This is a genomic window from Pantoea sp. MBLJ3, from assembly GCF_000816655.1.
Classification (GTDB): Bacteria; Pseudomonadota; Gammaproteobacteria; order Enterobacterales; family Enterobacteriaceae; genus Pantoea; species Pantoea eucalypti.
On the sequence record NZ_JSUT01000010.1, the window covers coordinates 17,219 to 38,258 of the forward strand.

At 54.0% G+C, this 21,040-nt stretch carries 18 protein-coding genes and 1 other RNA gene; 13 read left to right on the forward strand and 6 right to left on the reverse strand.

What is annotated here, in order from left to right:
* Window positions 1-261: 261 nt before the first annotated feature.
* Window positions 262-1,413 (reverse strand): methionine adenosyltransferase, encoded by a 1,152-nt coding sequence (gene metK / locus NP77_RS14910; protein ID WP_003853369.1) that lies wholly within the window; start codon window positions 1,411-1,413, stop codon window positions 262-264.
* 840 nt (window positions 1,414-2,253) lie between these two features.
* Between metK and speA the strand changes: the two genes are divergently transcribed.
* The 3 genes from speA (at window position 2,254) to NP77_RS14925 (ending at window position 5,924) form a co-directional block, all read left to right on the forward strand.
* Window positions 2,254-4,230, forward strand: a complete 1,977-nt coding sequence (gene speA, locus NP77_RS14915; protein ID WP_039660728.1) for a biosynthetic arginine decarboxylase — start codon at window positions 2,254-2,256, stop codon at window positions 4,228-4,230.
* Window positions 4,231-4,400: 170 nt separating this feature from the next.
* The gene (gene speB, locus NP77_RS14920) at window positions 4,401-5,321 is read left to right on the forward strand and encodes an agmatinase (RefSeq protein WP_003853366.1); all 921 of its coding nucleotides are present in this window, start codon (window positions 4,401-4,403) and stop codon (window positions 5,319-5,321) included.
* Between the two features lie 192 nt (window positions 5,322-5,513).
* The gene (locus tag NP77_RS14925; RefSeq protein ID WP_008925681.1) at window positions 5,514-5,924 is read left to right on the forward strand and encodes a YidB family protein; all 411 of its coding nucleotides are present in this window, start codon (window positions 5,514-5,516) and stop codon (window positions 5,922-5,924) included.
* Window positions 5,925-5,988: 64 nt separating this feature from the next.
* Here NP77_RS14925 and NP77_RS14930 read toward each other — a convergent pair whose 3' ends face one another.
* Window positions 5,989-6,747: a M48 family metallopeptidase gene (locus NP77_RS14930; RefSeq protein WP_003853364.1), complete on the reverse strand. Its 759-nt coding sequence runs from the start codon at window positions 6,745-6,747 to the stop codon at window positions 5,989-5,991.
* Between the two features lie 271 nt (window positions 6,748-7,018).
* On the opposite strand from NP77_RS14930, the gene tkt reads away from it, so the two are divergent.
* The 7 genes from tkt (at window position 7,019) to NP77_RS14965 (ending at window position 15,456) form a co-directional block, all read left to right on the forward strand.
* Window positions 7,019-9,013: a transketolase gene (tkt, locus tag NP77_RS14935; protein WP_008925680.1), complete on the forward strand. Its 1,995-nt coding sequence runs from the start codon at window positions 7,019-7,021 to the stop codon at window positions 9,011-9,013.
* Between the two features lie 314 nt (window positions 9,014-9,327).
* Entirely contained in the window at window positions 9,328-10,347 is a 1,020-nt protein-coding gene (gene epd, locus NP77_RS14940; protein ID WP_003853362.1) for an erythrose-4-phosphate dehydrogenase, read from the forward strand.
* Window positions 10,348-10,398: 51 nt separating this feature from the next.
* The gene (gene pgk, locus NP77_RS14945; protein ID WP_003853361.1) at window positions 10,399-11,562 is read left to right on the forward strand and encodes a phosphoglycerate kinase; all 1,164 of its coding nucleotides are present in this window, start codon (window positions 10,399-10,401) and stop codon (window positions 11,560-11,562) included.
* Between the two features lie 105 nt (window positions 11,563-11,667).
* Entirely contained in the window at window positions 11,668-12,747 is a 1,080-nt protein-coding gene (fbaA, locus tag NP77_RS14950) for a class II fructose-bisphosphate aldolase (protein ID WP_003852838.1), read from the forward strand.
* Between the two features lie 208 nt (window positions 12,748-12,955).
* The gene (gene mscS / locus NP77_RS14955) at window positions 12,956-13,837 is read left to right on the forward strand and encodes a small-conductance mechanosensitive channel MscS (RefSeq protein WP_003852840.1); all 882 of its coding nucleotides are present in this window, start codon (window positions 12,956-12,958) and stop codon (window positions 13,835-13,837) included.
* Between the two features lie 125 nt (window positions 13,838-13,962).
* Window positions 13,963-14,586, forward strand: coding sequence for an arginine exporter ArgO (gene argO / locus NP77_RS14960; RefSeq protein ID WP_003852843.1), 624 nt, complete (start codon window positions 13,963-13,965; stop codon window positions 14,584-14,586).
* A gap of 144 nt (window positions 14,587-14,730) precedes the next feature.
* On the forward strand, window positions 14,731-15,456 hold the full coding sequence (locus NP77_RS14965) for an oxidative stress defense protein (RefSeq protein ID WP_003852844.1): 726 nt from the start codon (window positions 14,731-14,733) through the stop codon (window positions 15,454-15,456).
* Window positions 15,457-15,486: 30 nt separating this feature from the next.
* Here the strand turns inward: NP77_RS14965 and NP77_RS14970 are convergent, their stop codons facing one another.
* Window positions 15,487-16,392 carry a LysR family transcriptional regulator ArgP gene (locus NP77_RS14970; RefSeq protein ID WP_008925678.1) on the reverse strand — a complete coding sequence of 302 codons (906 nt, stop codon included), beginning with the start codon at window positions 16,390-16,392 and terminating at the stop codon, window positions 15,487-15,489.
* Window positions 16,393-16,573: 181 nt separating this feature from the next.
* Between NP77_RS14970 and rpiA the strand changes: the two genes are divergently transcribed.
* Window positions 16,574-17,233 carry a ribose-5-phosphate isomerase RpiA gene (gene rpiA / locus NP77_RS14975; RefSeq protein ID WP_003852846.1) on the forward strand — a complete coding sequence of 220 codons (660 nt, stop codon included), beginning with the start codon at window positions 16,574-16,576 and terminating at the stop codon, window positions 17,231-17,233.
* A 279-nt stretch (window positions 17,234-17,512) separates the two neighbouring features.
* Window positions 17,513-18,751, forward strand: a complete 1,239-nt coding sequence (gene serA / locus NP77_RS14980) for a phosphoglycerate dehydrogenase (protein WP_003852850.1) — start codon at window positions 17,513-17,515, stop codon at window positions 18,749-18,751.
* A gap of 256 nt (window positions 18,752-19,007) precedes the next feature.
* On the opposite strand, the gene NP77_RS14985 is transcribed toward serA, so the two are convergent.
* The 3 genes from NP77_RS14985 to zapA all read right to left on the reverse strand — a co-directional run bounded on the left by NP77_RS14985 (window position 19,008) and on the right by zapA (window position 20,245).
* Window positions 19,008-19,601, reverse strand: a complete 594-nt coding sequence (locus NP77_RS14985; RefSeq protein WP_033743153.1) for a 5-formyltetrahydrofolate cyclo-ligase — start codon at window positions 19,599-19,601, stop codon at window positions 19,008-19,010.
* A gap of 92 nt (window positions 19,602-19,693) precedes the next feature.
* A non-coding RNA gene (gene ssrS / locus NP77_RS23040) (6S RNA) lies at window positions 19,694-19,876 on the reverse strand.
* A 39-nt stretch (window positions 19,877-19,915) separates the two neighbouring features.
* On the reverse strand, window positions 19,916-20,245 hold the full coding sequence (zapA, locus tag NP77_RS14990; RefSeq protein ID WP_008925677.1) for a cell division protein ZapA: 330 nt from the start codon (window positions 20,243-20,245) through the stop codon (window positions 19,916-19,918).
* A 170-nt stretch (window positions 20,246-20,415) separates the two neighbouring features.
* On the opposite strand from zapA, the gene NP77_RS14995 reads away from it, so the two are divergent.
* On the forward strand, window positions 20,416-20,994 hold the full coding sequence (locus NP77_RS14995; RefSeq protein WP_003852855.1) for a YecA family protein: 579 nt from the start codon (window positions 20,416-20,418) through the stop codon (window positions 20,992-20,994).
* Window positions 20,995-21,040 lie beyond the last annotated feature (46 nt).

The window sequence follows — 21,040 nt, forward strand, 5'->3', positions numbered from 1 at the left end:
AAGCATTTCGATTTGTAATCGTTAACATTTTGTCGTCAGAAAAAGCGAAAGGAAGTGTAGCTGAGAACTGAAAATTTGCTGCAGAGTAAAGAGGATGTCATTCAGGTTCGTTTTTTTCGTCTTCAGATGTCTGGAATAAACAGCAGGGTTATCGTATTCCGGTGCCGGGCGGGGGCAAGCATTCTCTGGTGAGCAATGGGGCTGATCGGGCGATAAAAAACCCCGCCACCGGGGCAGGGTTTTTATCAGCAGCCGCTAACCTTACAGGCCAGCTGCTTCACGCAGCAGGGCAGCTTTGTCGGTTTTTTCCCATGGGAAATGTTCGCGACCAAAGTGACCGTAAGCTGCGGTCTCTTTATAGATTGGGTGCAGCAGGTCCAGCATCTGAATCAGACCGTATGGACGCAGGTCGAAGAACTCGCGTACCAGCAGCGTCAACTGTTCAGTTGAGATTTTCTCGGTGCCGAAGGTTTCCACCATGATGGAGGTCGGTTCAGCCACGCCAATAGCGTAGGAGACCTGAATTTCACAACGGTCAGCCAGACCCGCCGCCACGATGTTTTTTGCCACGTAACGCGCTGCATAGGCGGCAGAGCGGTCAACTTTAGAAGGATCTTTACCCGAGAACGCACCGCCACCGTGACGTGCCATACCGCCGTAGGTGTCGACGATGATTTTACGGCCGGTCAGACCGCAATCGCCCATCGGACCGCCAATGACAAAGCGACCGGTTGGGTTAATGTGATATTTGGTCGAGGCACTCAGCCATTCTGTTGGCAGAACCGGTTTGATGATCTCTTCCATCACCGCTTCCTGCAGATCTTTCTGACTGATGGATTCAGCGTGCTGGGTAGACAGGACGACTGCATCAATGCCAACGATTTTGCCATCGTCATACTGGAAAGTGACCTGGCTTTTGGCATCCGGACGCAGCCACGGCAGGGTCCCGTTTTTACGTACTTCAGCCTGACGCTGAACCAGACGGTGCGCGTAGGTCACCGGCGCAGGCATCAGCACGTCAGTTTCGTTGGTGGCATAGCCGAACATCAGACCCTGATCACCCGCGCCCTGTTCCAGCGGATCGGTGCGGTCAACGCCCTGATTAATATCCTGAGACTGTTTGCCAATGGCGCTTAATACCGCGCAGGAGTTGGCATCAAAGCCCATATCGGAATGAACATAGCCGATGTCACGTACGGTCTGACGGGTGATCTCTTCAATATCGACCCAGGCGCTGGTGGTGATTTCACCGCCAACCAGAACCATTCCGGTTTTAACGTAAGTTTCGCAGGCCACGCGCGCTTTAGGATCCTGTTCGAGGATCGCATCCAGCACAGCATCGGAGATCTGGTCGGCGATTTTATCGGGATGTCCTTCTGATACGGACTCGGACGTAAAAAGGTGTTTAGCCATTCTGTTCTTTACCTTAAATATGGTTTGAGTACGACTGCATAGCGCCAGTGAGGTTGTCTGACCTGACGCCCCTTCAGGCAAAGCCGCGAGCAGTGAGGTAGTATCAGCACAGCAGGCTGACACCGCCTGGATAGTAACCTGTTTAGATGGAAAACCATCTGGACGGCTATTTTAGGATAGAGGATAAACCAATTACCAGCCCTTTTTCTGTTTAAGCGCTTAACCTGTAACCGTTATCGGCATAATTTGCTGACACTGCACGCAATTCCCGGATAATCTTTTTGCATTTTAGCGCTGTAAACTGTATAAAACGCCGCTGCTTCGATAGCAGCAGCAAGGATGACGCCACTGTTTGCGTCGCGCCTGTCAGACTCTGGTCTGGCTTTCACCCAGGTTGTTTTCCATGTGCCCCTGGCATATGCGGAGGTGATACAAGTAATGAACCACGCTTTTTCTTCTTCCGGTTCCTTGCGCTGCGGCGCTGCACTGGCTCTCTCCTGCCTCCCATCTGTTTCTTTGTCCTGCCGACACTATGTCCGATGCGGTAATTTTACCGACACAGGCGCCGGCTAATCTTTATCTCTGTTCTGCTGGTTTGGTCTCTTCTCTGCGCCCGCGTAGCGGAACGACGCAGGTTATCCATGGTCAATACATAACTAAATGTTCTCTGTTTAAACGGAGATGGCCAGGGTGTTTTACACTTAACTCTCATGCGTGAATCGCGCTGACGGCAACGTCAGGTGAACAGGACATTGTGTTTAATGTGGCAACAGGTTTTCAGATTAGCGGCCATAAAGCCGGTTAGCAGTTCTATCTTTCAACGGAAAATTGAGGTTCGCGATGTCTGACGACATGAAGAATATCAAAGGTTCGTCAGCTGGCGAACAGGGTGCACTCCGCTCCATGCAGGAGGTGGCAATGAACGATCAGGATGCGAGCAAAATGTTGCGTACGTACAACATCGCCTGGTGGGGCAACAACTATTATGACGTTAACGAACTGGGCCACATCAGTGTCTGCCCCGATCCGGATCGTCCGGATGTGCGCGTCGACTTAGCCCGCCTGGTTAAAGAGCGCGAAGCACAGGGCCAGCGTCTCCCCGCCTTGTTCTGCTTCCCACAGATTCTGCAACACCGTCTGCGCTCGATTAACGCCGCGTTTAAACGCGCGCGCGAATCTTACGGCTACAAAGGCGACTACTTCCTGGTTTACCCGATCAAAGTTAACCAGCACAAACGCGTTATTGAGTCGCTGATTCACTCTGGCGAACCGCTGGGACTGGAAGCAGGCTCGAAAGCCGAGCTGATGGCCGTGCTGGCGCATGCCGGTCAGACCCGCTCAGTGATCGTCTGTAACGGCTACAAAGATCGCGAATATATTCGTCTGGCACTGATTGGCGAGAAGATGGGCCACAAGGTCTATCTGGTGCTGGAGAAGATGACGGAAGTGCGGCTGGTGCTGGAAGAAGCGGAGCGTCTGAATGTCGTGCCGCGTCTTGGCATCCGTGCGCGTCTGGCTTCGCAAGGCTCCGGTAAATGGCAGTCGAGCGGCGGCGAAAAATCGAAGTTTGGCCTCTCCGCCACGCAGGTGCTGAAACTGGTTGAGATCATGCGCGAAGCGGGTCGCATCGACAGCCTGCAGCTGCTGCATTTCCATCTGGGTTCGCAGATGTCCAACATTCGCGACATCGCCACCGGCGTGCGTGAGTCGGCGCGTTTCTACGTCGAACTGGCGAAGCTGGGCGTTAACATCAAATGTTTCGATGTCGGCGGCGGTCTGGGCGTCGATTACGAAGGCACACGCTCGCAGTCTGACTGCTCGGTCAACTATGGCCTGAATGAGTATGCCAACAACGTGATCTGGGCGATTGGTGCGGCCTGTGATGAGCACGGTCTCGAGCATCCGACCGTCATTACCGAGTCGGGTCGTGCTGTGACCGCGCACCACACGGTACTGGTCTCCAATATCATTGGTGTCGAGCGTAACGAGTTCAGCGAACCTGAAACGCCGGATGCGGATGCGCCGCGCCCGATTCTCAGCATGTGGGAAACCTGGCAGGAGATGCATGAGCCAAGCACCCGCCGTTCGCTGCGTGAATGGCTGCACGACAGTCAGATGGATTTGTCTGATATCCATACCGGCTACGCCTCCGGTACATACGATCTGAAGCAGCGTTCATGGGCTGAGCAGCTCTATCTGAGCATCTGCCACTATATTCAGCAGCATCTTGATCCCAGTAACCGTGCGCACCGTCCGATCATCGACGAACTGCAGGAGCGCATGGCAGATAAGATCTACGTTAACTTCTCGCTGTTCCAGTCCATGCCGGATGCGTGGGGTATCGACCAGCTGTTCCCGGTACTGCCGCTGGAAGGGCTGAACAAGAAGCCGGAGCGCCGCGCCGTGCTGCTCGACATCACCTGTGACTCCGATGGCACCATCGATCACTATGTGGATGGCGACGGTATCGCAACGACCATGCCGATGCCGCAATATGACCTGGATAACCCGCCAATGCTGGGCTTCTTCATGGTCGGTGCTTATCAGGAAATTCTGGGCAACATGCACAACCTGTTCGGTGACACCGAGGCGGTAGATGTCTACGCACGCGAAAATGGCGATGTGGAAGTCCAGCTCTCTGATGAAGGCGATACCGTGGCGGACATGCTGCGTTACGTGCAGCTTGATCCCAACGAGCTGATGGCGCTGTTCCGTAATCAGGTGCAGGCATCCGATGTCGACGAAGAGCTGCGCGCGCAGTTCCTGGAAGAGTTTGAGAGCGGCCTCTACGGTTACACCTATTTAGAAGATGAATAATCGGCGCTGGCAGCCTGCAATCGCATATTGCAGTTGCCGTTAACTATGCCGATAATCTGACCCACTCAATCCCTTCCTCGTCGGGCCTAACGACGCGGAGGGGATTTTTTTCATCTCAACCTTAATGGCTTGCGGGCCTGGCCTGACTAACGCACATAGAGAGAGCAATTATGTATAACACCCTTGGCAATCAGTATGACAACTCCCTGGTTTCTAACGCCTTTGGTTTCATGCGTTTTCCGCTGAATTTCCAGCCTTACGACAGCGACGCCGAGTGGGTTATCACTGGCGTGCCATTTGATGCTGCAACATCGGGCCGTCCGGGCAGCCGCCTGGGTCCGGGCGCGATTCGTCAGATCTCCACCAATCTGGCCTGGGAAGGCTGCCGCTGGCCGTGGGATTTCGACCTGCGTCAGCGTCTGAACGTGGTCGACTGTGGCGATCTGGTTTACGCCTTCGGTGATTCGCAGGATCTTTCCGACAAGTTGCAGGCTCACGCGGAAAAACTGCTGGCCAGTGGCAAGCGCATGATGACTTTTGGCGGCGATCACTACGTTACGCTGCCACTGCTGCGCGCCCATGCAAAACACTTCGGTAAGATGGCGCTGGTGCATTTCGATGCGCATACCGACACTTACTCCAACGGCCCGACCTTCGACCACGGCACTATGTTCTTTACCGCGCCGAAAGAAGGTCTGATCGATCCACAGCATTCTGTGCAGATCGGTATCCGCACCGAATTCGACAGGAGCCTTGGCTTCAACGTGCTGGATGCGGCGCAGGTCAACGACCGCAGCGTTGACGATATCCTCGCGGAAGTGAAACGCACCGTTGGTGATCTGCCGATCTATCTGACCTTCGACATCGACTGTCTGGATCCGGCGCATGCGCCTGGCACCGGCACGCCAGTGATTGGCGGCCTGACCACGGATAAAGCGACCAAGCTGATCCGTGGCCTGCAGGGCATGAACATTGTCGGCATGGATCTGGTGGAAGTGGCACCGGGATACGATCATGCTGATCTGACAGCACTGGCGGCGGCAACGCTGGCGCTGGATATGCTGCATGTTCAGGCTGCAAACAAAGGTTAATCCCGTCCTGAGCCTGCCGGGTTAACCTGGCAGGTTTTGCGCCGCCGGCTAATGCGGCACAGTGCCAGTAACGACCTCCATCCGGTTTTCCTCCTCAGGATTGTTTCCCTTTATCGCGACGCCCACTGCTCAGGCGTAACCGCGCATCAGCAGCTAAACTCATTGATATCAATTCTCAACGTGGAGGCAATCATGGGCTTTCTTGATGAACTGGCGGGATCGCTACAGGGCGCGCAGAGTGATGGGCATCTGCCCGGACAACTGCAGGCGGTCTGGCACTGGGTGCAGGAGCAGGGCGGTATTGAAGTGCTGCTACAAAAATTCCAGCAGGGCGGGCTGGGCGAGGTGTTTGGTTCGTGGATCGGCACCGGGGCGAATCAGCCGGTAGAACACAGCGATATCCACTCTGCATTTGGTCAGGCTGAGCTACAGTCACTGGCGGATAAGCTGGGAACCGACGTTAAGGGCGCCGCGGGCACGCTGGCGGTTATTCTGCCGCAGCTGATCGACAAAATGTCACCTCAGGGGCATATGGATGAGGCGTCGCTGCACGAGAATAAACTCGATTTAGGTTCGATGGTGGATCAGATATTCAAACGTTAGGTCAGTGATTCTGACCTGATCCGTACTGCAGGCGCATGCTGCGTGCATGCGCCTGCATCAGCCCTTACTTCTTCGCGTCTGCCGCAATACGTTCACGGATGTGCTCGGCACGCGCTTCAGAAGCGGGGTGCGAGTCAAACATCGAACTCTGACGTCCCTGTTCCAGCTTCGCCAGTTTCTCAAAGCTGGTCACCAGGCCTTCAGGATTAATGTTGCGCTTCTTCATCAGATCGTAGGAGTAGTCATCCGCCTGCGATTCCTGAGTCTGGGAGAACTGTGCGTTAACCAGTTTTTCACCCATCTCACCCAGTTGCGACTGCGACAGTGAACCGATCACGCCGCCAACTGATGCGGCTGCCGTGCGGGCGGCGGTTGTGGCATACGCCAGCTGCATCGCTTTACGCGTATGACCCAATGCAACGTGGCCCATCTCATGGCCCAGCACGCCTTCCACCTCATTGTCAGTCATCATATCCATCAGGCCGCTGTAAACGCGGATACAGCCGTTTGCCATCGCCCAGGCATTGACATCTTTGGTCTGATAAACCTTGTAGTTCGCCGGAACGCCATTGATATTATCGCCCAGTGCGGCTGCAATCTTATTCAGACGCTGCTGATACTCACTGTTAGCGGGCGCCAGTTGATTATCCTTGTCCATCTGCTCACAGGATTTATCGCTCAGTTGCTTTACCTGATCGTCGCTCAGGCTATAAGCCTGATAGGCCTGTGCGCCAGATTGCATCAGCGCATTATTGTCTAAACCCTGACAGCCGCTGAGCATCGCCGTCAAGCCAAGTGCTAACACCATTTTTTTGGTTTTCATGCTGTATCCCATCCATAACAAGGTAAGAAAAACAAACACCTGAAACTCACTCAGATGAATAAACGATTTGGTTATAGCGTGCCAGTCTGCACTTTGCTAGCAGACCTGGCCGAAAAAGCCATACGAAGCGGTGACATTTAGCGTTTTACAACATGTACTTTTGACCTGACTTTCATGTACATTGATGGGCAACTTTTTCCTTGTTTTGCCCGGTAACTCATTAATAACAATCAGTTAAGGTGCGAAGCATTAATCCGACCTGGAGTAGAAAATGCCCTCTCGTAAAGAGCTTGCCAACGCCATTCGTGCGTTAAGTATGGATGCAGTACAGAAAGCGAAATCGGGACATCCGGGTGCCCCAATGGGCATGGCGGACATCGCTGAAGTACTCTGGCGCGGCTACCTGAACCACAACCCAACCAACCCGCTGTGGGCCGACCGCGACCGTTTCGTCCTCTCTAACGGTCACGGCTCAATGCTGATCTACAGCCTGCTGCACCTGACCGGCTACGATCTGCCACTGAGCGAACTGGAAAACTTCCGCCAGCTGCACTCAAAAACTCCAGGTCACCCTGAATATGGCTACACCGTGGGCGTTGAAACCACCACCGGTCCGCTGGGGCAGGGCATCGCCAACGCCGTCGGCTTCGCCATTGCTGAACGCACACTGGCCGCGCAGTTTAACCGTCCGGGTCATGACATCGTAGACCACAACACCTATGTCTTCATGGGTGATGGTTGCATGATGGAAGGTATTTCTCACGAAGTCTGCTCACTGGCGGGTACGCTGAAGCTGGGCAAACTGGTTGCCTTCTATGATGACAACGGTATTTCCATCGATGGTCACATTGATGGCTGGTTCACTGATGACACCGCTAAGCGCTTTGAAGCGTACGGCTGGCATGTCGTGCGCGGCGTAGACGGCCATGATGCAGATGCGATTGCTAAAGCGATCGACGAAGCGAAGAGCGTCAGCGACAAGCCTTCACTGCTGATGTGCAAAACCGTTATCGGCTTCGGTTCACCGAACAAAGCGGGCACCCATGATTCACACGGCGCGCCGCTGGGTGATGACGAAGTGGCACTGACCCGCAAACAGCTGGGCTGGAACCACGCACCGTTCGTTATTCCTTCAGACATCTACGCTGAGTGGGACGCGAAAGAAGCGGGCCAGGCGAAAGAAGCGGCATGGGATGAGAAATTCGCTGCGTATGCGCAGGCCCATCCTGAGCTGGCTGCTGAATTTAAACGTCGCGTGAGCAACGAACTGCCAGCTAACTGGCAGGAAGAGTCTCAGAAGTTCGTTGAACAGCTGCAGGCGAACCCGGCGAAGATCGCCAGCCGTAAAGCGTCACAGAATGCTATCGAAGCCTTTGGTAAAATTCTGCCGGAATACCTGGGCGGCTCAGCTGACCTGGCGCCGAGCAACCTGACTATCTGGTCTGGTTCTAAGCCAATCAACGAAGATGCTGCGGGTAACTACATCCATTACGGCGTGCGTGAATTCGGTATGACCGCTATCGCCAATGGTCTGGCACTGCATGGCGGCTTCCTGCCATACACCGCTACCTTCCTGATGTTCGTTGAGTATGCGCGTAACGCAGCGCGTATGGCGGCACTGATGAAGATCCGTCAGATCATGGTCTACACTCACGACTCAATCGGTCTGGGTGAAGATGGCCCGACGCATCAGCCGGTTGAGCAGATGGCGAGCCTGCGCACCACACCAAACATGAGCCTGTGGCGTCCATGTGACCAGGTAGAATCTGCGGTGGCGTGGAAATATGCTATCGAACGTCAGGATGGCCCAACGGCACTGATCTTCTCCCGTCAGAACCTGGCGCAGCAGGAACGTGATGCTGCACAGCTGGCTAACGTGGCGCGCGGTGGTTACGTGCTGAAAGATTGCGACGGCACCCCTGAGCTGATCCTGATCGCAACCGGTTCAGAAGTTGAACTGGCTGTCGGTGCCTGGGACAAACTCACCAGCGAAGGCCGCAAAGTGCGCGTGGTCTCGATGCCGTCAACCGATGCTTTCGACAAGCAGAGCGATGAATACCGTGAATCTGTGCTGCCTAAAGCCGTCAGCGCTCGCGTTGCTATTGAAGCGGGCATCGCTGATTACTGGTTCAAATACACGGGCCTGAATGGCGCTATCGTGGGTATGACCAGCTTCGGTGAATCTGCACCTGCAGATCAGCTGTTCGAGCTGTTTGGCTTTACCGTTGACAACGTCGTCGCGAAAGCGAAAGCGCTGCTGGCGTAATAACTGGCCAGGCGGGTCTGCTCCCGCCTGGTTGTGAAATTAAAGGGGCGATCCTTTCGTCCCTTTTGTTCTTTTATTCCTGCAGTAATAACACTTTCTGGCTTAAATTTGTGACGCAGATCCAAATTTATGCAGTCAGATTGATCGCAATCATTCCTGTTATTCCTTCCTTCTATTATTCTGGCTGAACCGTTTCAGTCGTCGGGCCAGCCGCCCTGATTTCGGACAATGCCGGGCAAGAATCTCCTGTACAAAATGCAGTGAAGCGCTCAGGCTAACGGCACGTTTTTTCAGTCTGACGTGGCAGGAGAGAAATGACGGTACGGATAGCGATAAATGGTTTTGGCCGGATTGGACGCAATGTCCTGCGCGCGCTCTATGAAACGGGCCGACGTGCAGAGATTACCGTGGTCGCGATTAATGAGCTGGCTGAAGCCACCGGTATGGCGCACCTGCTGAAATACGATACCAGCCATGGCCGTTTTGCTTTCGACGTTCGTCAGGAGCGCGATGTTATGTGGGTGGGTGGCGATACCCTGCGCATTTTGCACCGTGCAGACATAGCCGATTTGCCGTGGCGTGAACTCGATGTGGATGTGGTGCTGGACTGTACCGGCGTCTATGGCTCACGGGCTGATGGCGAAGCCCATCTGCAGGCGGGTGCCAAAAAAGTGCTGTTCTCTCATCCTGGCGGAAACGATCTCGACGCGACTGTCGTGTTCGGTGTTAACCAGCAGGATCTCACCGCCAGCGATCGCATCGTCTCCAATGCGTCCTGCACCACAAACTGCATTATTCCGGTCATTAAACTGCTGGATGATGCGTTTGGTATCGAATCCGGCACCGTCACGACGATCCACTCGGCGATGCACGATCAGCAGGTGATCGACGCCTATCACAGCGATCTGCGCCGGACCCGTGCGGCCAGTCAGTCCATCATTCCAGTGGATACGCGTCTGGCGGCAGGCATCACCCGTATTTTTCCGAAATTCAACGATCGCTTTGAGGCGATAGCCGTTCGCGTCCCGACGATTAACGTGACGGCCATTGATCTCAGCGTTTCTGTGCATAACGCGGTAACGGCATGTGACGTTAACACCTTGTTGCGAAGCGCGGCAGAAGGGGCATTTCGTGGTATAGTTGACTACACGGAATTACCGTTAGTCTCAGTAGATTTTAACCATGATCCGCACAGTGCCATTGTGGACGGAACACAAACGCGGGTCAGCGGTCAACACCTTATCAAGACACTGGTCTGGTGTGACAATGAATGGGGCTTTGCTAACCGAATGCTCGACACGACGTTAGCGATGGCCGCAAGCGGTTTCAGGTAAGACGCGGTTTGCGTCTGGCAAAACTTATGAGAATCAACGAGAGGATTCACCATGTCTGTAATTAAGATGACCGATCTGGATCTGGCTGGTAAACGCGTTCTGATCCGTGCCGATCTGAACGTACCAGTTAAAGAAGGTAAAGTGACGTCTGATGCACGTATCCGTGCTTCTCTGCCAACCATTGAAGCGGCGTTGAAACAGGGCGCGAAAGTAATGGTTACCTCTCACCTGGGTCGTCCGACCGAAGGTGAATACAACGAAGAGTTCTCGCTGCTGCCGGTAGTTAACTACCTGAAAGAGAAGCTGAGCGGCACCACTGTGACCCTGGCAAAAGATTACCTCGATGGCGTTGAAGTGGGCGCTGGCGAACTGGTTGTGCTGGAAAACGTTCGCTTTAACAAAGGCGAAAAGAAAGATGACGAAGCGCTGTCTAAAAAATATGCCGCCCTGTGCGACGTATTTGTGATGGACGCGTTTGGTACTGCGCACCGCGCGCAGGCTTCTACCCACGGCGTTGGCAAATTTGCCCCTATCGCCTGTGCCGGTCCGCTGCTTTCTGCAGAACTGGAAGCGCTGGGTAAGGTCATGAGCAACCCTGAGCGTCCGCTGGTGGCTGTTGTTGGTGGTTCTAAAGTCTCTACCAAATTTGATGTGCTGCAGTCTCTGGTCAAAATCGCGGACACCGTGATTGTCGGCGGCGGCATTGCGAACACCTTCGTGGCTATCGACAACAATGTCGGCAAGTCACTGTATGAACCCGACTTCGTTGAAGCGGCTAAAGGCCTGCGCGATCAGCACGGTATCCCGGTTCCAACTGACTCTCGCGTCGGCACAGAATTCTCTGAAACTGCGCCAGCGACCGTGAAAAAGGTTTCGGAAGTAGCAGATAACGAAGAGATTATGGACTTCGGTGATGAAACCGCTCAGGCCATGGCTGCCATCCTGAAAGAGGCTAAAACCATCCTGTGGAATGGCCCGGTGGGCGTGTTTGAGTTCCCTAACTTCCGTAAAGGCACCGAGATCGTGGCTAACGCGATTGCAGACAGCGATGCCTTCTCTGTTGCAGGCGGCGGCGATACCTTAGCGGCTATCGACCTGTTCGGCATCGAAGACAAAATTTCCTACATCTCTACCGGCGGTGGTGCGTTCCTGGAGTTCGTGGAAGGCAAAAAACTGCCAGCAGTTGCCATGCTGGAAGAGCGTGCGAAGCAGTAATCCTTTGGGGGCGATGCCTCGCGGCATCGTCTGAAGTCTTGCCCATCTGGGCGTTTAAATCGACGTTCCTTTAAGGGAACAACGGTCACGAAACAGGACACAATCATGTCTAAAATTTTTGATTTCGTAAAACCCGGCGTTGTCACTGGTGATGACGTACAGAAGATCTTCAAAGTTGCGAAAGAGAACAAATTCGCACTGCCAGCCGTGAACTGCGTCGGCACCGACTCCATCAATGCGGCACTGGAAGCGGCAGCGAAAGTGAAAGCGCCAATCATCATCCAGTTCTCTAACGGTGGTGCTGCATTTATCGCCGGTAAAGGCTTCAAGACTGACAAACCACAGGGCGCGGCAATCTTCGGTGCTATCGCCGGTGCACACCATGTTCACCTGATGGCAGAGCAGTATGGCGTGCCGGTTATCCTGCACACTGACCACTGCGCGAAGAAACTGCTGCCGTGGATCGATGGTCTGCTGGACGCGGGCGAAGAGTACTTCCAGAAAAACGGTAAGCCACTGTTCTCTTCTCACATGATCGACCTGTCAGAAGAGTCACTGGAAGAGAACATCGAAATCAGCAGCAAGTATCTGGCGCGCATGGCGAAACTCGACATGACGCTGGAAATCGAACTGGGCTGCACCGGTGGTGAAGAAGATGGCGTGGATAACAGCCATATGGACGCATCTGCTCTCTACACCCAGCCAGAAGATGTGAACTACGCATACGAAAAACTGAATGCTATCAGCCCGCGCTTCACCATTGCGGCTTCATTCGGCAACGTACACGGCGTTTACAAGCCAGGTAACGTGAAACTGACCCCAACCATTCTGCGTGATTCGCAGAAATTCGTGTGTGAAAAACATGGCCTGCCGCACAACGCGCTGGACTTCGTTTTCCACGGCGGTTCAGGTTCTTCAGCTGCAGAAATCGAAGAGTCTATCAGCTACGGCGTGATCAAGATGAACATCGATACCGATACCCAATGGGCAACCTGGGACGGCATCCTGCAGTACTACAAAAAGAATGAAGGCTATCTGCAGTCGCAGCTGGGTAACCCGGAAGGCGACGACAAGCCAAACAAAAAATACTACGACCCACGCGTCTGGCTGCGTTCAGCCCAGGCCTCAATGGTCGTGCGTCTGGAGCAGGCTTTCAAAGAGCTCAACGCTGTCGACGTTCTGTAACTGATATTGAGTTACGGTATAAACTGTCTTCTGTATAAAAAAGGCCCGAAAGGGCCTTTTTTTTGATCTTTTTTCGACGGATTTGCGTCAAAGGTCATGCAGGTTTGGCACACCGGCATTTATTGTTTACCCTTTTGTCAGGGATTGTCAGAGCTGTTCTGACAATCTGTTGTTACTTCCCTTGGGAATTTAATTACAGGATGGTTCCATGCAGGATACGGGTATGTTTGATGAGCTTAACAACGCAGGTAACTGGATAGTACGCAATCAGGAGCTGCTGATAAGCTATGCGGTGAACATTGTCGCAGCTATTGCGATTATCTTTGTGGGTATGATTGTTGCACGCATCATCTCCAACACCGTTAATCGTCTGCTGTGCGCACGTCATATTGATACGACCGTTGCTGACTTTTTGTCGGCGCTGGTGCGCTACGGCATTATCGCCTTCACACTTATCGCGGCGCTGGGTCGCATTGGCGTACAGACCACCTCGGTTATTGCCATCCTCGGTGCGGCCGGTCTGGCTGTGGGTCTGGCCTTAAAAGATTCACTGTCAAACCTGGCTGCCGGCGTACTGCTGGTGATCTTCCGCCACTTCCGCACCGGTGAGTTTGTGGATCTGGGTGGCATCATGGGTACAGTCATGAACGTGCAGATCTTCTCTACGACGCTCAAGTCAGCGGATGGCAAGCGCGTGGTGGTGCCGAACGGTAAAATCCTTGCCGGAAACATCGTTAACTTTTCCCGTGAGCCGGTACGCCGCAATGAATTTATTATCGGCGTCTCCTACGATGCCGATGTGGATCAGGTTCTGACGCTGCTGCGGGAAGTCGTTGAAGCAGATGAACGTGTACTAAAAGATATGGGTATCCAGATTGGGCTTAATGAGTTAGCCGCATCCTCAATGAATTTTGTCGTGCGCTGCTGGAGCAACAGTGGAGACCTGCAAAACGTCTACTGGGATCTGATGAAGAACTTCAAGCGTACGCTGGATGGCAAAGGAATTGGTATTCCTTATCCGCAGATGGATGTGCATCTGCACCGCGTCAGACCGTCAGATACACCTGCACCAGAGACACAGCCGCAGTAATTTGTTCAATGGGCGGCGTCTGTCGCCCATTAATTTTGCTAATCGTGGATTAATTTTTTCAATTTCCGCTAATCATCTCCTCTCTTTATACTTCCCCACATCTGACCATGTGAGGACGTAATTCTGTGATATCTCTCTACTTTCAGGGGCTTGCCCTGGGCGCTGCGCTGATCCTGCCATTGGGGCCACAAAACGCATTTGTGATGAATCAGGGCGTGAAACGTCAGTATCATCTGATGACGGCGGCACTCTGCTCACTGAGCGATATTCTGCTGATATGCGGCGGCATCTTTGGCGGCAGCGCCCTGCTAAGCCAGTCTCCGCTGCTGCTGATGGTCATCACCTGGGCAGGCGTAGCCTTTCTGCTCTGGTATGGCTGGGGTGCGCTGCGAAGCGCTTTTCGTGGCAACGCCGATCTGGCGGATGGCGAGCCACTGAAGCAGAGCAGGGGACGCATTATCGCAACATTGCTGGCGGTAACCTGGCTCAATCCGCACGTCTATCTCGACACTTTTGTGGTGCTGGGCAGTCTTGGCGGCCAGTTGCCCAGCACCACGGCGCGTCAGTGGTTCGCGCTGGGCACCGTCAGCGCGTCGATCCTGTGGTTTTTCGGCCTGGCGCTGCTGGCCGCGTGGCTGTCACCGCGCCTGCGCACCGCGAAAGCACAGCGTGTGATTAACCTGCTGGTCGGCGCGGTAATGTGGTTTATCGCCCTGCAACTGGCGCGTCAGGGTATTGCCGGTTTTTGATCTTAGCCTCGATCCCGGGCGGTAATTGCCGCGCTGCGGACGAACTTTTGGCATAATGACCACTCAAAGCATGGCGCATACCGATGCGCTGTTGGGCTTCGCCGGTTGGAAGCCGTCATAGTGACCTTTTCAAGGAGGACTTTCATGAAACTGAAAGCATTGGCTCTGGCCGCAATCATGAGCGCCGGGGCATTGCCTGGCGTACACGCTGATGAGTTACCGAACGGACCGCACGTGGTGACCTCAGGCAAGGCAACGGTCGATGCTCGTCCCGATATCGCGACCCTCTCTATCGTTGTGAACGTGTCATCGAAAGATGCCGCAGATGCGAAAAAACAGGCAGATAGCCGGGTTGCGCAATATTTCGATTTTCTGCAGAAGAATGGCATCGAGAAAAAAGATATCGATGCGGCTAACCTGAGCACGCAGCCAGAGTACGACTACACCAAAGAGGGTAAATCCGTACTGAAAGGCTATCGTGCTGTGCGTCAGGTACAGGTCACCCTGCGTCAGCTGGACAAGCTGAATGATCTGCTGGACGGAGCACTGAAATCCGGTCTGAATGAGGTGCGTAGCGTCGAGTTAGGCGTGGCAAACCCGGAAAGCTATAAAGAGCAGGCGCGTAAAGCGGCGATTAAAAACGCCACTCAGCAGGCATCGCAACTGGCTGAAGGCTTTAACGCGAAGCTGGGATCGATCTACAGCATCCGTTATCAGGTCGCCAACTATCAGCCAATGCCGATGAACCGCATGTACAAAGCGGCGGCAGCGGCAGATACCTCGGCGCAGGAGACTTATGACCAGCAGAGCATCAACTTTGACGATCAGGTTGATGTAGTGTTTGAGATTAAGCCCAACGCGGCACAATAAAAAAACGGGGCTTTTGCCCCGTTTTTGTTTTCAGGCGGCGACGTCATTCTGACGCAGCACCCGATGTCCATGTGCAATCAGCGCATCGGTCACCCGACGCATTAACCGGCTTTCAGGCGCAAACCGATGCCAGTAGAGCATCCGGCGCTGATACAATCCCGGCGTCAAATCGATTAACTCACCGCTCGCCAGCTCACGTTCAATCTGAAGATGTGGGATCATACAGCAGGTCGATCCCTGTCGGGCCATCTGCACAAAGGCTTCAGACGAGTTCACAATGTGGCAGGGCACACTGCCAGGTGAAAGGTCAAAGTTCTGCTGCAGGAAAGCCTGGTGCATATCATCAAGATGATCAAAAGCCACGGCAGGCGCTTTCAGCAGGGCAGAGCGGGTAACGCCGTTTGGAAAGAAGCGTTCAGCAAAGTCGCGTGACGCCACAAACAGGTAGTCGAGCGCACCCAGCTGATCCACCAGGCAACTCGGCAGCGGCTGCGGCTGAATACTCACCGCACCCACCACTTCACCCCGACGCAGACGCTCCTGAGTGCGTGTTTCATCTTCAACCTGGAGATTCAGGCGAACGGGGGAGTCAGCCAGCACATCTTTTAGCGCAGGCAGCAACCAGGTCGCCAGACTGTCGGCGTTGACCGCCAGCGACAGCAGCAGCGGCGTGGTGCCACTGTTCTCATCGCCCAGCCACTCCTCTTCCAGCAATTCCACCTGATGCAGTAACGCCAGTAGTTTTTGGCCCTGTTCGGTCGGGCGCGGCGGCACAGTGCGCACCAGCAGCGGCTGACCAAACAGGTTCTCCAGCTGCTTGATTCGCTGTGAAACTGCAGACTGAGTGATACACAATTTTTGTGCGGCACGCTCAAATCCGCGTTCGCGGATCACTGAATCCAGCGCCTGAAGCGTTCGATAATCCGGGCGTTTCATTAATATTCATTCTCCTTCAGGATGGACGTCACTATGCCACAAAACTGTTATCTGTGATGGTTCTCTTGTTTTTGTGGACTGGCTTGCAAAGCGATAAATCCACGTCGGTCAGCCGAGCATTTTCAGCAAGCCTTGTTTTATACTACGCGCACTTCGTTGTCGCACAGGTTTTAAACATACCATGACCCAGGATGAACTGAAAAAAGCCGTTGGCTGGGCTGCACTTGATTACGTGCAGCCGGGCACCATTGTTGGCGTAGGCACCGGCTCCACCGCTGCCCACTTTATCGATGCGCTTGCCACGGTCAGGCATCAGATCGACGGTGCCGTCTCCAGCTCAGATGCCTCCACCCAGAAGCTGAAAAGCCTGGGCATTCAGGTTTTTGACCTGAATGAGATTGATGTGCTGTCGGTTTACGTCGATGGCGCGGATGAGATCAACCCGCAGATGCAGATGATTAAAGGCGGCGGCGCGGCGCTGACGCGTGAAAAGATTGTGGCTGCAGTGGCTGAAACCTTTATCTGTATCGCTGACGCCTCGAAAGAGGTGGATGTACTGGGCCGCTTCCCGCTGCCGGTTGAAGTGATTCCGATGGCACGCAGTTATGTGGCGCGTCAGCTGGTGAAAATGGGCGGCTTACCGGAGTATCGTCAGAACGTGGTAACGGATAACGGTAACATTATTCTCGACGTGCATAATCTGCGTATCCTGGATCCGATTGAGCTGGAAAAAACCATCAATGCGTTGCCTGGCGTCGTCACTGTCGGCCTTTTTGCCGCGCGCGGTGCCGATATTGCACTGATTGGCGGACCTGATGGGGTCAAAACTATCAAAAAATGATCTGTCTGGCGCCGTAAAGGCGTCAGTTATTTCTGCCTGAAAATCATCTTTTCTCACACTGGTGAAATTTGGTGACTTATGTCACATAAGCGTCATCGGCAGCGGGTTCGTTCTCTCTTCTTTGCCTCTCTCATGATTTTGTCCGGCAATGTACTGCTGGCAGCCGCTGCCGTGCTGGCTGCCGGGCAATCGTTTGTATTGCCGGACGCGATTTTTTTGATATTTTGACAGAAGGCTGGCTTATGGTAGTCCTCATTGAATGCTGAATAGGATTGGGAAATGGCAAAGGTATCACTGGAAAAAGATAAGATTAAGTTCCTGCTGGTGGAAGGTGTCCATCAGAGCGCGCTGGATAACCTGCGGGCTGCAGGCTATACCAACATCGAATTCCACAAGGGCGCGCTGGACTCCGACGCGTTAAAAGCATCGATTCGCGATGCGCACTTCATTGGTATCCGTTCCCGCTCCCAGCTCACTGAAGAGATTTTTGCGGCGGCTGAAAAGCTGGTCGCCGTTGGCTGTTTCTGTATCGGCACCAACCAGGTTGATCTGCAGGCTGCTGCCAGCCGGGGTATTCCGGTGTTCAACGCGCCGTTCTCCAATACCCGCTCGGTTGCGGAGCTGGTGATTGGTGAGATGCTGCTGATGCTGCGTGGCATCCCGGAAGCGAACGCGAAAGCGCACCGTGGCATCTGGAACAAGATTGCCAAAGGCTCATTTGAAGCACGTGGCAAAAAGCTGGGTATCATCGGTTACGGTCATATCGGGATGCAGCTGGGCGTGCTGGCAGAAAGCCTGGGCATGCATGTTTTCTTCTACGACATTGAAAACAAGTTGCCGCTGGGGAATGCTACCCAGGTACGCCATCTGGCCGATCTGCTCAACATGAGCGACGTTGTCAGCCTGCACGTGCCGGAAACTGCCTCAACACAGGATATGATCGGTGCAGAACAGCTGGCGCAGATGAAGCCCGGTGCGCTGCTGATTAACGCCTCACGCGGTACCGTAGTCGATATCCCGGCGCTGTGTGATGCGCTGGCCAGTAAACATGTTGGTGGCGCGGCCATCGACGTCTTCCCGACAGAACCCGCCACCAACAGCGAGCCGTTTATCTCTCCACTGAGCGAATTTGACAACGTGATCCTGACGCCGCACATTGGCGGTTCGACGGAAGAAGCGCAGGAGAACATCGGGATTGAAGTGGCGGGCAAGCTGGCGAAATATTCCGATAACGGCTCGACGCTGTCAGCTGTTAACTTCCCGGAAGTCTCACTGCCGATTCACGGTATCAGCGCCAGTCGTCTGCTGCACATCCATGAGAACCGTCCAGGCGTGCTGACAGCCATCAACCAGATCTTCGCAGAGCAGGGCATCAACATCGCCGCCCAGTATCTGCAAACCTCGCCGTTTATGGGCTATGTGGTTATCGACATTGATGCCGAGCCAGAAGTGGCCGAGAACGCGCTGCAGCTGATGAAGGCGATTCCGGGTACTATCCGCGCCCGTCTGCTTTACTAAGCGATGCAGACACGAAGTGGCGCTAAATAGCGCCACTTCGTGCTATCAGGTACGATCTGCTGTGAGGCTGAGCCTGCTCAGGAAAAACGGTCAGATCGGAAAGTCGCAAACACGTCATTCCTGACTGCCTGGCCCGCGCGGGGGCCGCTTTCCTCTTCTTACCGTGTCCCCTTCGCGTGGTGCTATTTCATTGTTGCAAAATTCGCCCTGATTCGGGGTGCTGATCCGTCTGAAAAAGCCCATAACAGCGGCTCTTCTACTCCCACTGCCAGAGCTTTGACGGCGTCATTACCGCCGGCAAAGGTACATCCCATTCTGCCACCGGCAGGCTATCGACCTGCTGACAATCGTGGGCCAGACCAACCGGCAAAAAGCCGTGCTGTCGCCAGTTCTGCAGGGTGCGATCGTAGAAGCCGCCGCCCATGCCCAGACGCTGCCCATGCTGATCAAACGCCACCAATGGCACCATCATCAGATCCAGCTGATCAAGCGTGATCAACTGCCGGATATCCAGCGGCGGTTCAGGAATACGTAGTTTATTGATATGCAATGGGGTATCGGGCGTGTAGCGCAGAAACAGTAAATGACCGGGCGAGAAGGGATGCAAAACGGGCAGATAGACCGCTTTCTTCAGATGCCAGAGCCTGGCAATCAGCGGACGGGTATTCAGCTCACCATCAACTGACAGGAACAGGGCAATGTTGCGCGCGTGAGTAATCGGCGCATAGTTAAGGGCAAGTTCAGCGAGCTGTTCAGCCGCCTGGGCCTGCTGATCTTCAGTCATTGCACGGCGCAAATGGCGTACCTGCTGACGGATAACCTGACGCTGTATCATTGAAGGTGATGACATGGAAGATTCAGACATGATTTCCCCGCCTGATAAGTCGCTGAACAGCGACTATAACATGTCGGTATGGGGATGAAAGCAGGACTGCAGGAAGAGAGATCTCCGAGATGCCGCCGTAGGCTGTAACCCTTGAACCCTTGGTTCAAGGTGAACATGCCGTCATAACCATCAGGCTTCTCGGACGAACCGAGCATGCACACAGGTTACGAGCGTCACATTCTGTTTTTTCGAAATATCGGCTCAGGGGACTGGCCCACATGCAAACATCTCAGAGAAAATTTACCTCACCGTTACTTTAGTATAGCAACCATGAAGTTTTATTCGAACTTCGCACCCTCACGCTCAGAGATGCGACCTTGCTCAACTAATGCCTGTTCAATCGTCTGCTGCAACATACGGATACGCTGTTCCATATTAGCAGCATAATCGCGCGTTTTCACTTTCTCTTGCGCCAGCTCGTGGCAGACGTTTAACGCGGCGATGAACACCAGTTGTTCTGTATTGGTGACTCTAGTGCGAACTTTTAGATCTTGCAACCGTTGATTGAGATCTTCAGCCGCGCTATTGAGCGCATCTTGCTGCTCTGGCGGACAATTCACTCTCAACGAACGACCAAAAATTTGTAAATCTACCGGTTGTGCAGACATGCCACCTTCCTGACTGATTACTTCGCTCGCAACTCCCTTAGCTGTCAATGGCTTGGGAGGCGGGCAACTATATAGACCCACGAAATAAGATACAACCCCTTTTCTGGAAACCTTGAGGCAGCTAGTGGTAGCATAACACGAACTTATTCTGCCAACGACGATGAAAACTTATGTCCTTACAGAACGCAACCCCCGATTACAACGCGCTTGCGGCAGTGCTCTCACAGCAGGGTGTTGGTATGACGCCTGCAGAAATGCATGGCCTGCTAAGCGGCATCCTCTGCGGCGGTAACCAGGACACCAGTTGGAAGACGCTGGTACACGATCTGGCTAACGAAGGCATGGCGTTTTCACACACGCTTGCGGTCCCGCTGGCGGCGCTGCACGAGCACACGGCCACTACGCTGGAAGATGAGGGTTTCCTGTTTCAGCTCATGCTGCCTGCGGACGACGACATCACCGTATTTGACCGTGCTGATGCGCTGGCAGGCTGGGTTAACCATTTTCTGCTCGGTCTGGGCGTAACACAGCCTAAACTGGATAAAGTCACCGGCGAAACCGGCGAAGCAATCGATGATTTGCGTACGATTGCCCAACTCGGTTACGAAGAGGATGAAGACCAGGAAGAACTGGAGCAGTCGCTGGAAGAGGTGATTGAATATGTGCGTGTCGCTGCACTGCTGTGCCACGATACCTTCACCCGTCCGCAGCCAACCGCGCCAGAAGTGCAAAAACCGACGCTACACTAATTTCAGGTCAACGCGTTTAACCGGTCAGTTTACAGGGAGTGCAGAG

What these genes read in the sequence shown, in the direction of transcription:
- metK (WP_003853369.1), bottom strand. Translation starts at nt 1,413, where the DNA reads ATGGCTAAACACCTTTTTACGTCCGAGTCCGTATCAGAAGGACATCCC.
- speA (WP_039660728.1), top strand. Translation starts at nt 2,254, where the DNA reads ATGTCTGACGACATGAAGAATATCAAAGGTTCGTCAGCTGGCGAACAG.
- speB (WP_003853366.1), top strand. Translation starts at nt 4,401, where the DNA reads ATGTATAACACCCTTGGCAATCAGTATGACAACTCCCTGGTTTCTAAC.
- NP77_RS14925 (WP_008925681.1), top strand. Translation starts at nt 5,514, where the DNA reads ATGGGCTTTCTTGATGAACTGGCGGGATCGCTACAGGGCGCGCAGAGT.
- NP77_RS14930 (WP_003853364.1), bottom strand. Translation starts at nt 6,747, where the DNA reads ATGAAAACCAAAAAAATGGTGTTAGCACTTGGCTTGACGGCGATGCTC.
- tkt (WP_008925680.1), top strand. Translation starts at nt 7,019, where the DNA reads ATGCCCTCTCGTAAAGAGCTTGCCAACGCCATTCGTGCGTTAAGTATG.
- epd (WP_003853362.1), top strand. Translation starts at nt 9,328, where the DNA reads ATGACGGTACGGATAGCGATAAATGGTTTTGGCCGGATTGGACGCAAT.
- pgk (WP_003853361.1), top strand. Translation starts at nt 10,399, where the DNA reads ATGTCTGTAATTAAGATGACCGATCTGGATCTGGCTGGTAAACGCGTT.
- fbaA (WP_003852838.1), top strand. Translation starts at nt 11,668, where the DNA reads ATGTCTAAAATTTTTGATTTCGTAAAACCCGGCGTTGTCACTGGTGAT.
- mscS (WP_003852840.1), top strand. Translation starts at nt 12,956, where the DNA reads ATGCAGGATACGGGTATGTTTGATGAGCTTAACAACGCAGGTAACTGG.
- NP77_RS14965 (WP_003852844.1), top strand. Translation starts at nt 14,731, where the DNA reads ATGAAACTGAAAGCATTGGCTCTGGCCGCAATCATGAGCGCCGGGGCA.
- NP77_RS14970 (WP_008925678.1), bottom strand. Translation starts at nt 16,392, where the DNA reads ATGAAACGCCCGGATTATCGAACGCTTCAGGCGCTGGATTCAGTGATC.
- rpiA (WP_003852846.1), top strand. Translation starts at nt 16,574, where the DNA reads ATGACCCAGGATGAACTGAAAAAAGCCGTTGGCTGGGCTGCACTTGAT.
- serA (WP_003852850.1), top strand. Translation starts at nt 17,513, where the DNA reads ATGGCAAAGGTATCACTGGAAAAAGATAAGATTAAGTTCCTGCTGGTG.
- NP77_RS14985 (WP_033743153.1), bottom strand. Translation starts at nt 19,601, where the DNA reads ATGTCATCACCTTCAATGATACAGCGTCAGGTTATCCGTCAGCAGGTA.
- zapA (WP_008925677.1), bottom strand. Translation starts at nt 20,245, where the DNA reads ATGTCTGCACAACCGGTAGATTTACAAATTTTTGGTCGTTCGTTGAGA.
- NP77_RS14995 (WP_003852855.1), top strand. Translation starts at nt 20,416, where the DNA reads ATGTCCTTACAGAACGCAACCCCCGATTACAACGCGCTTGCGGCAGTG.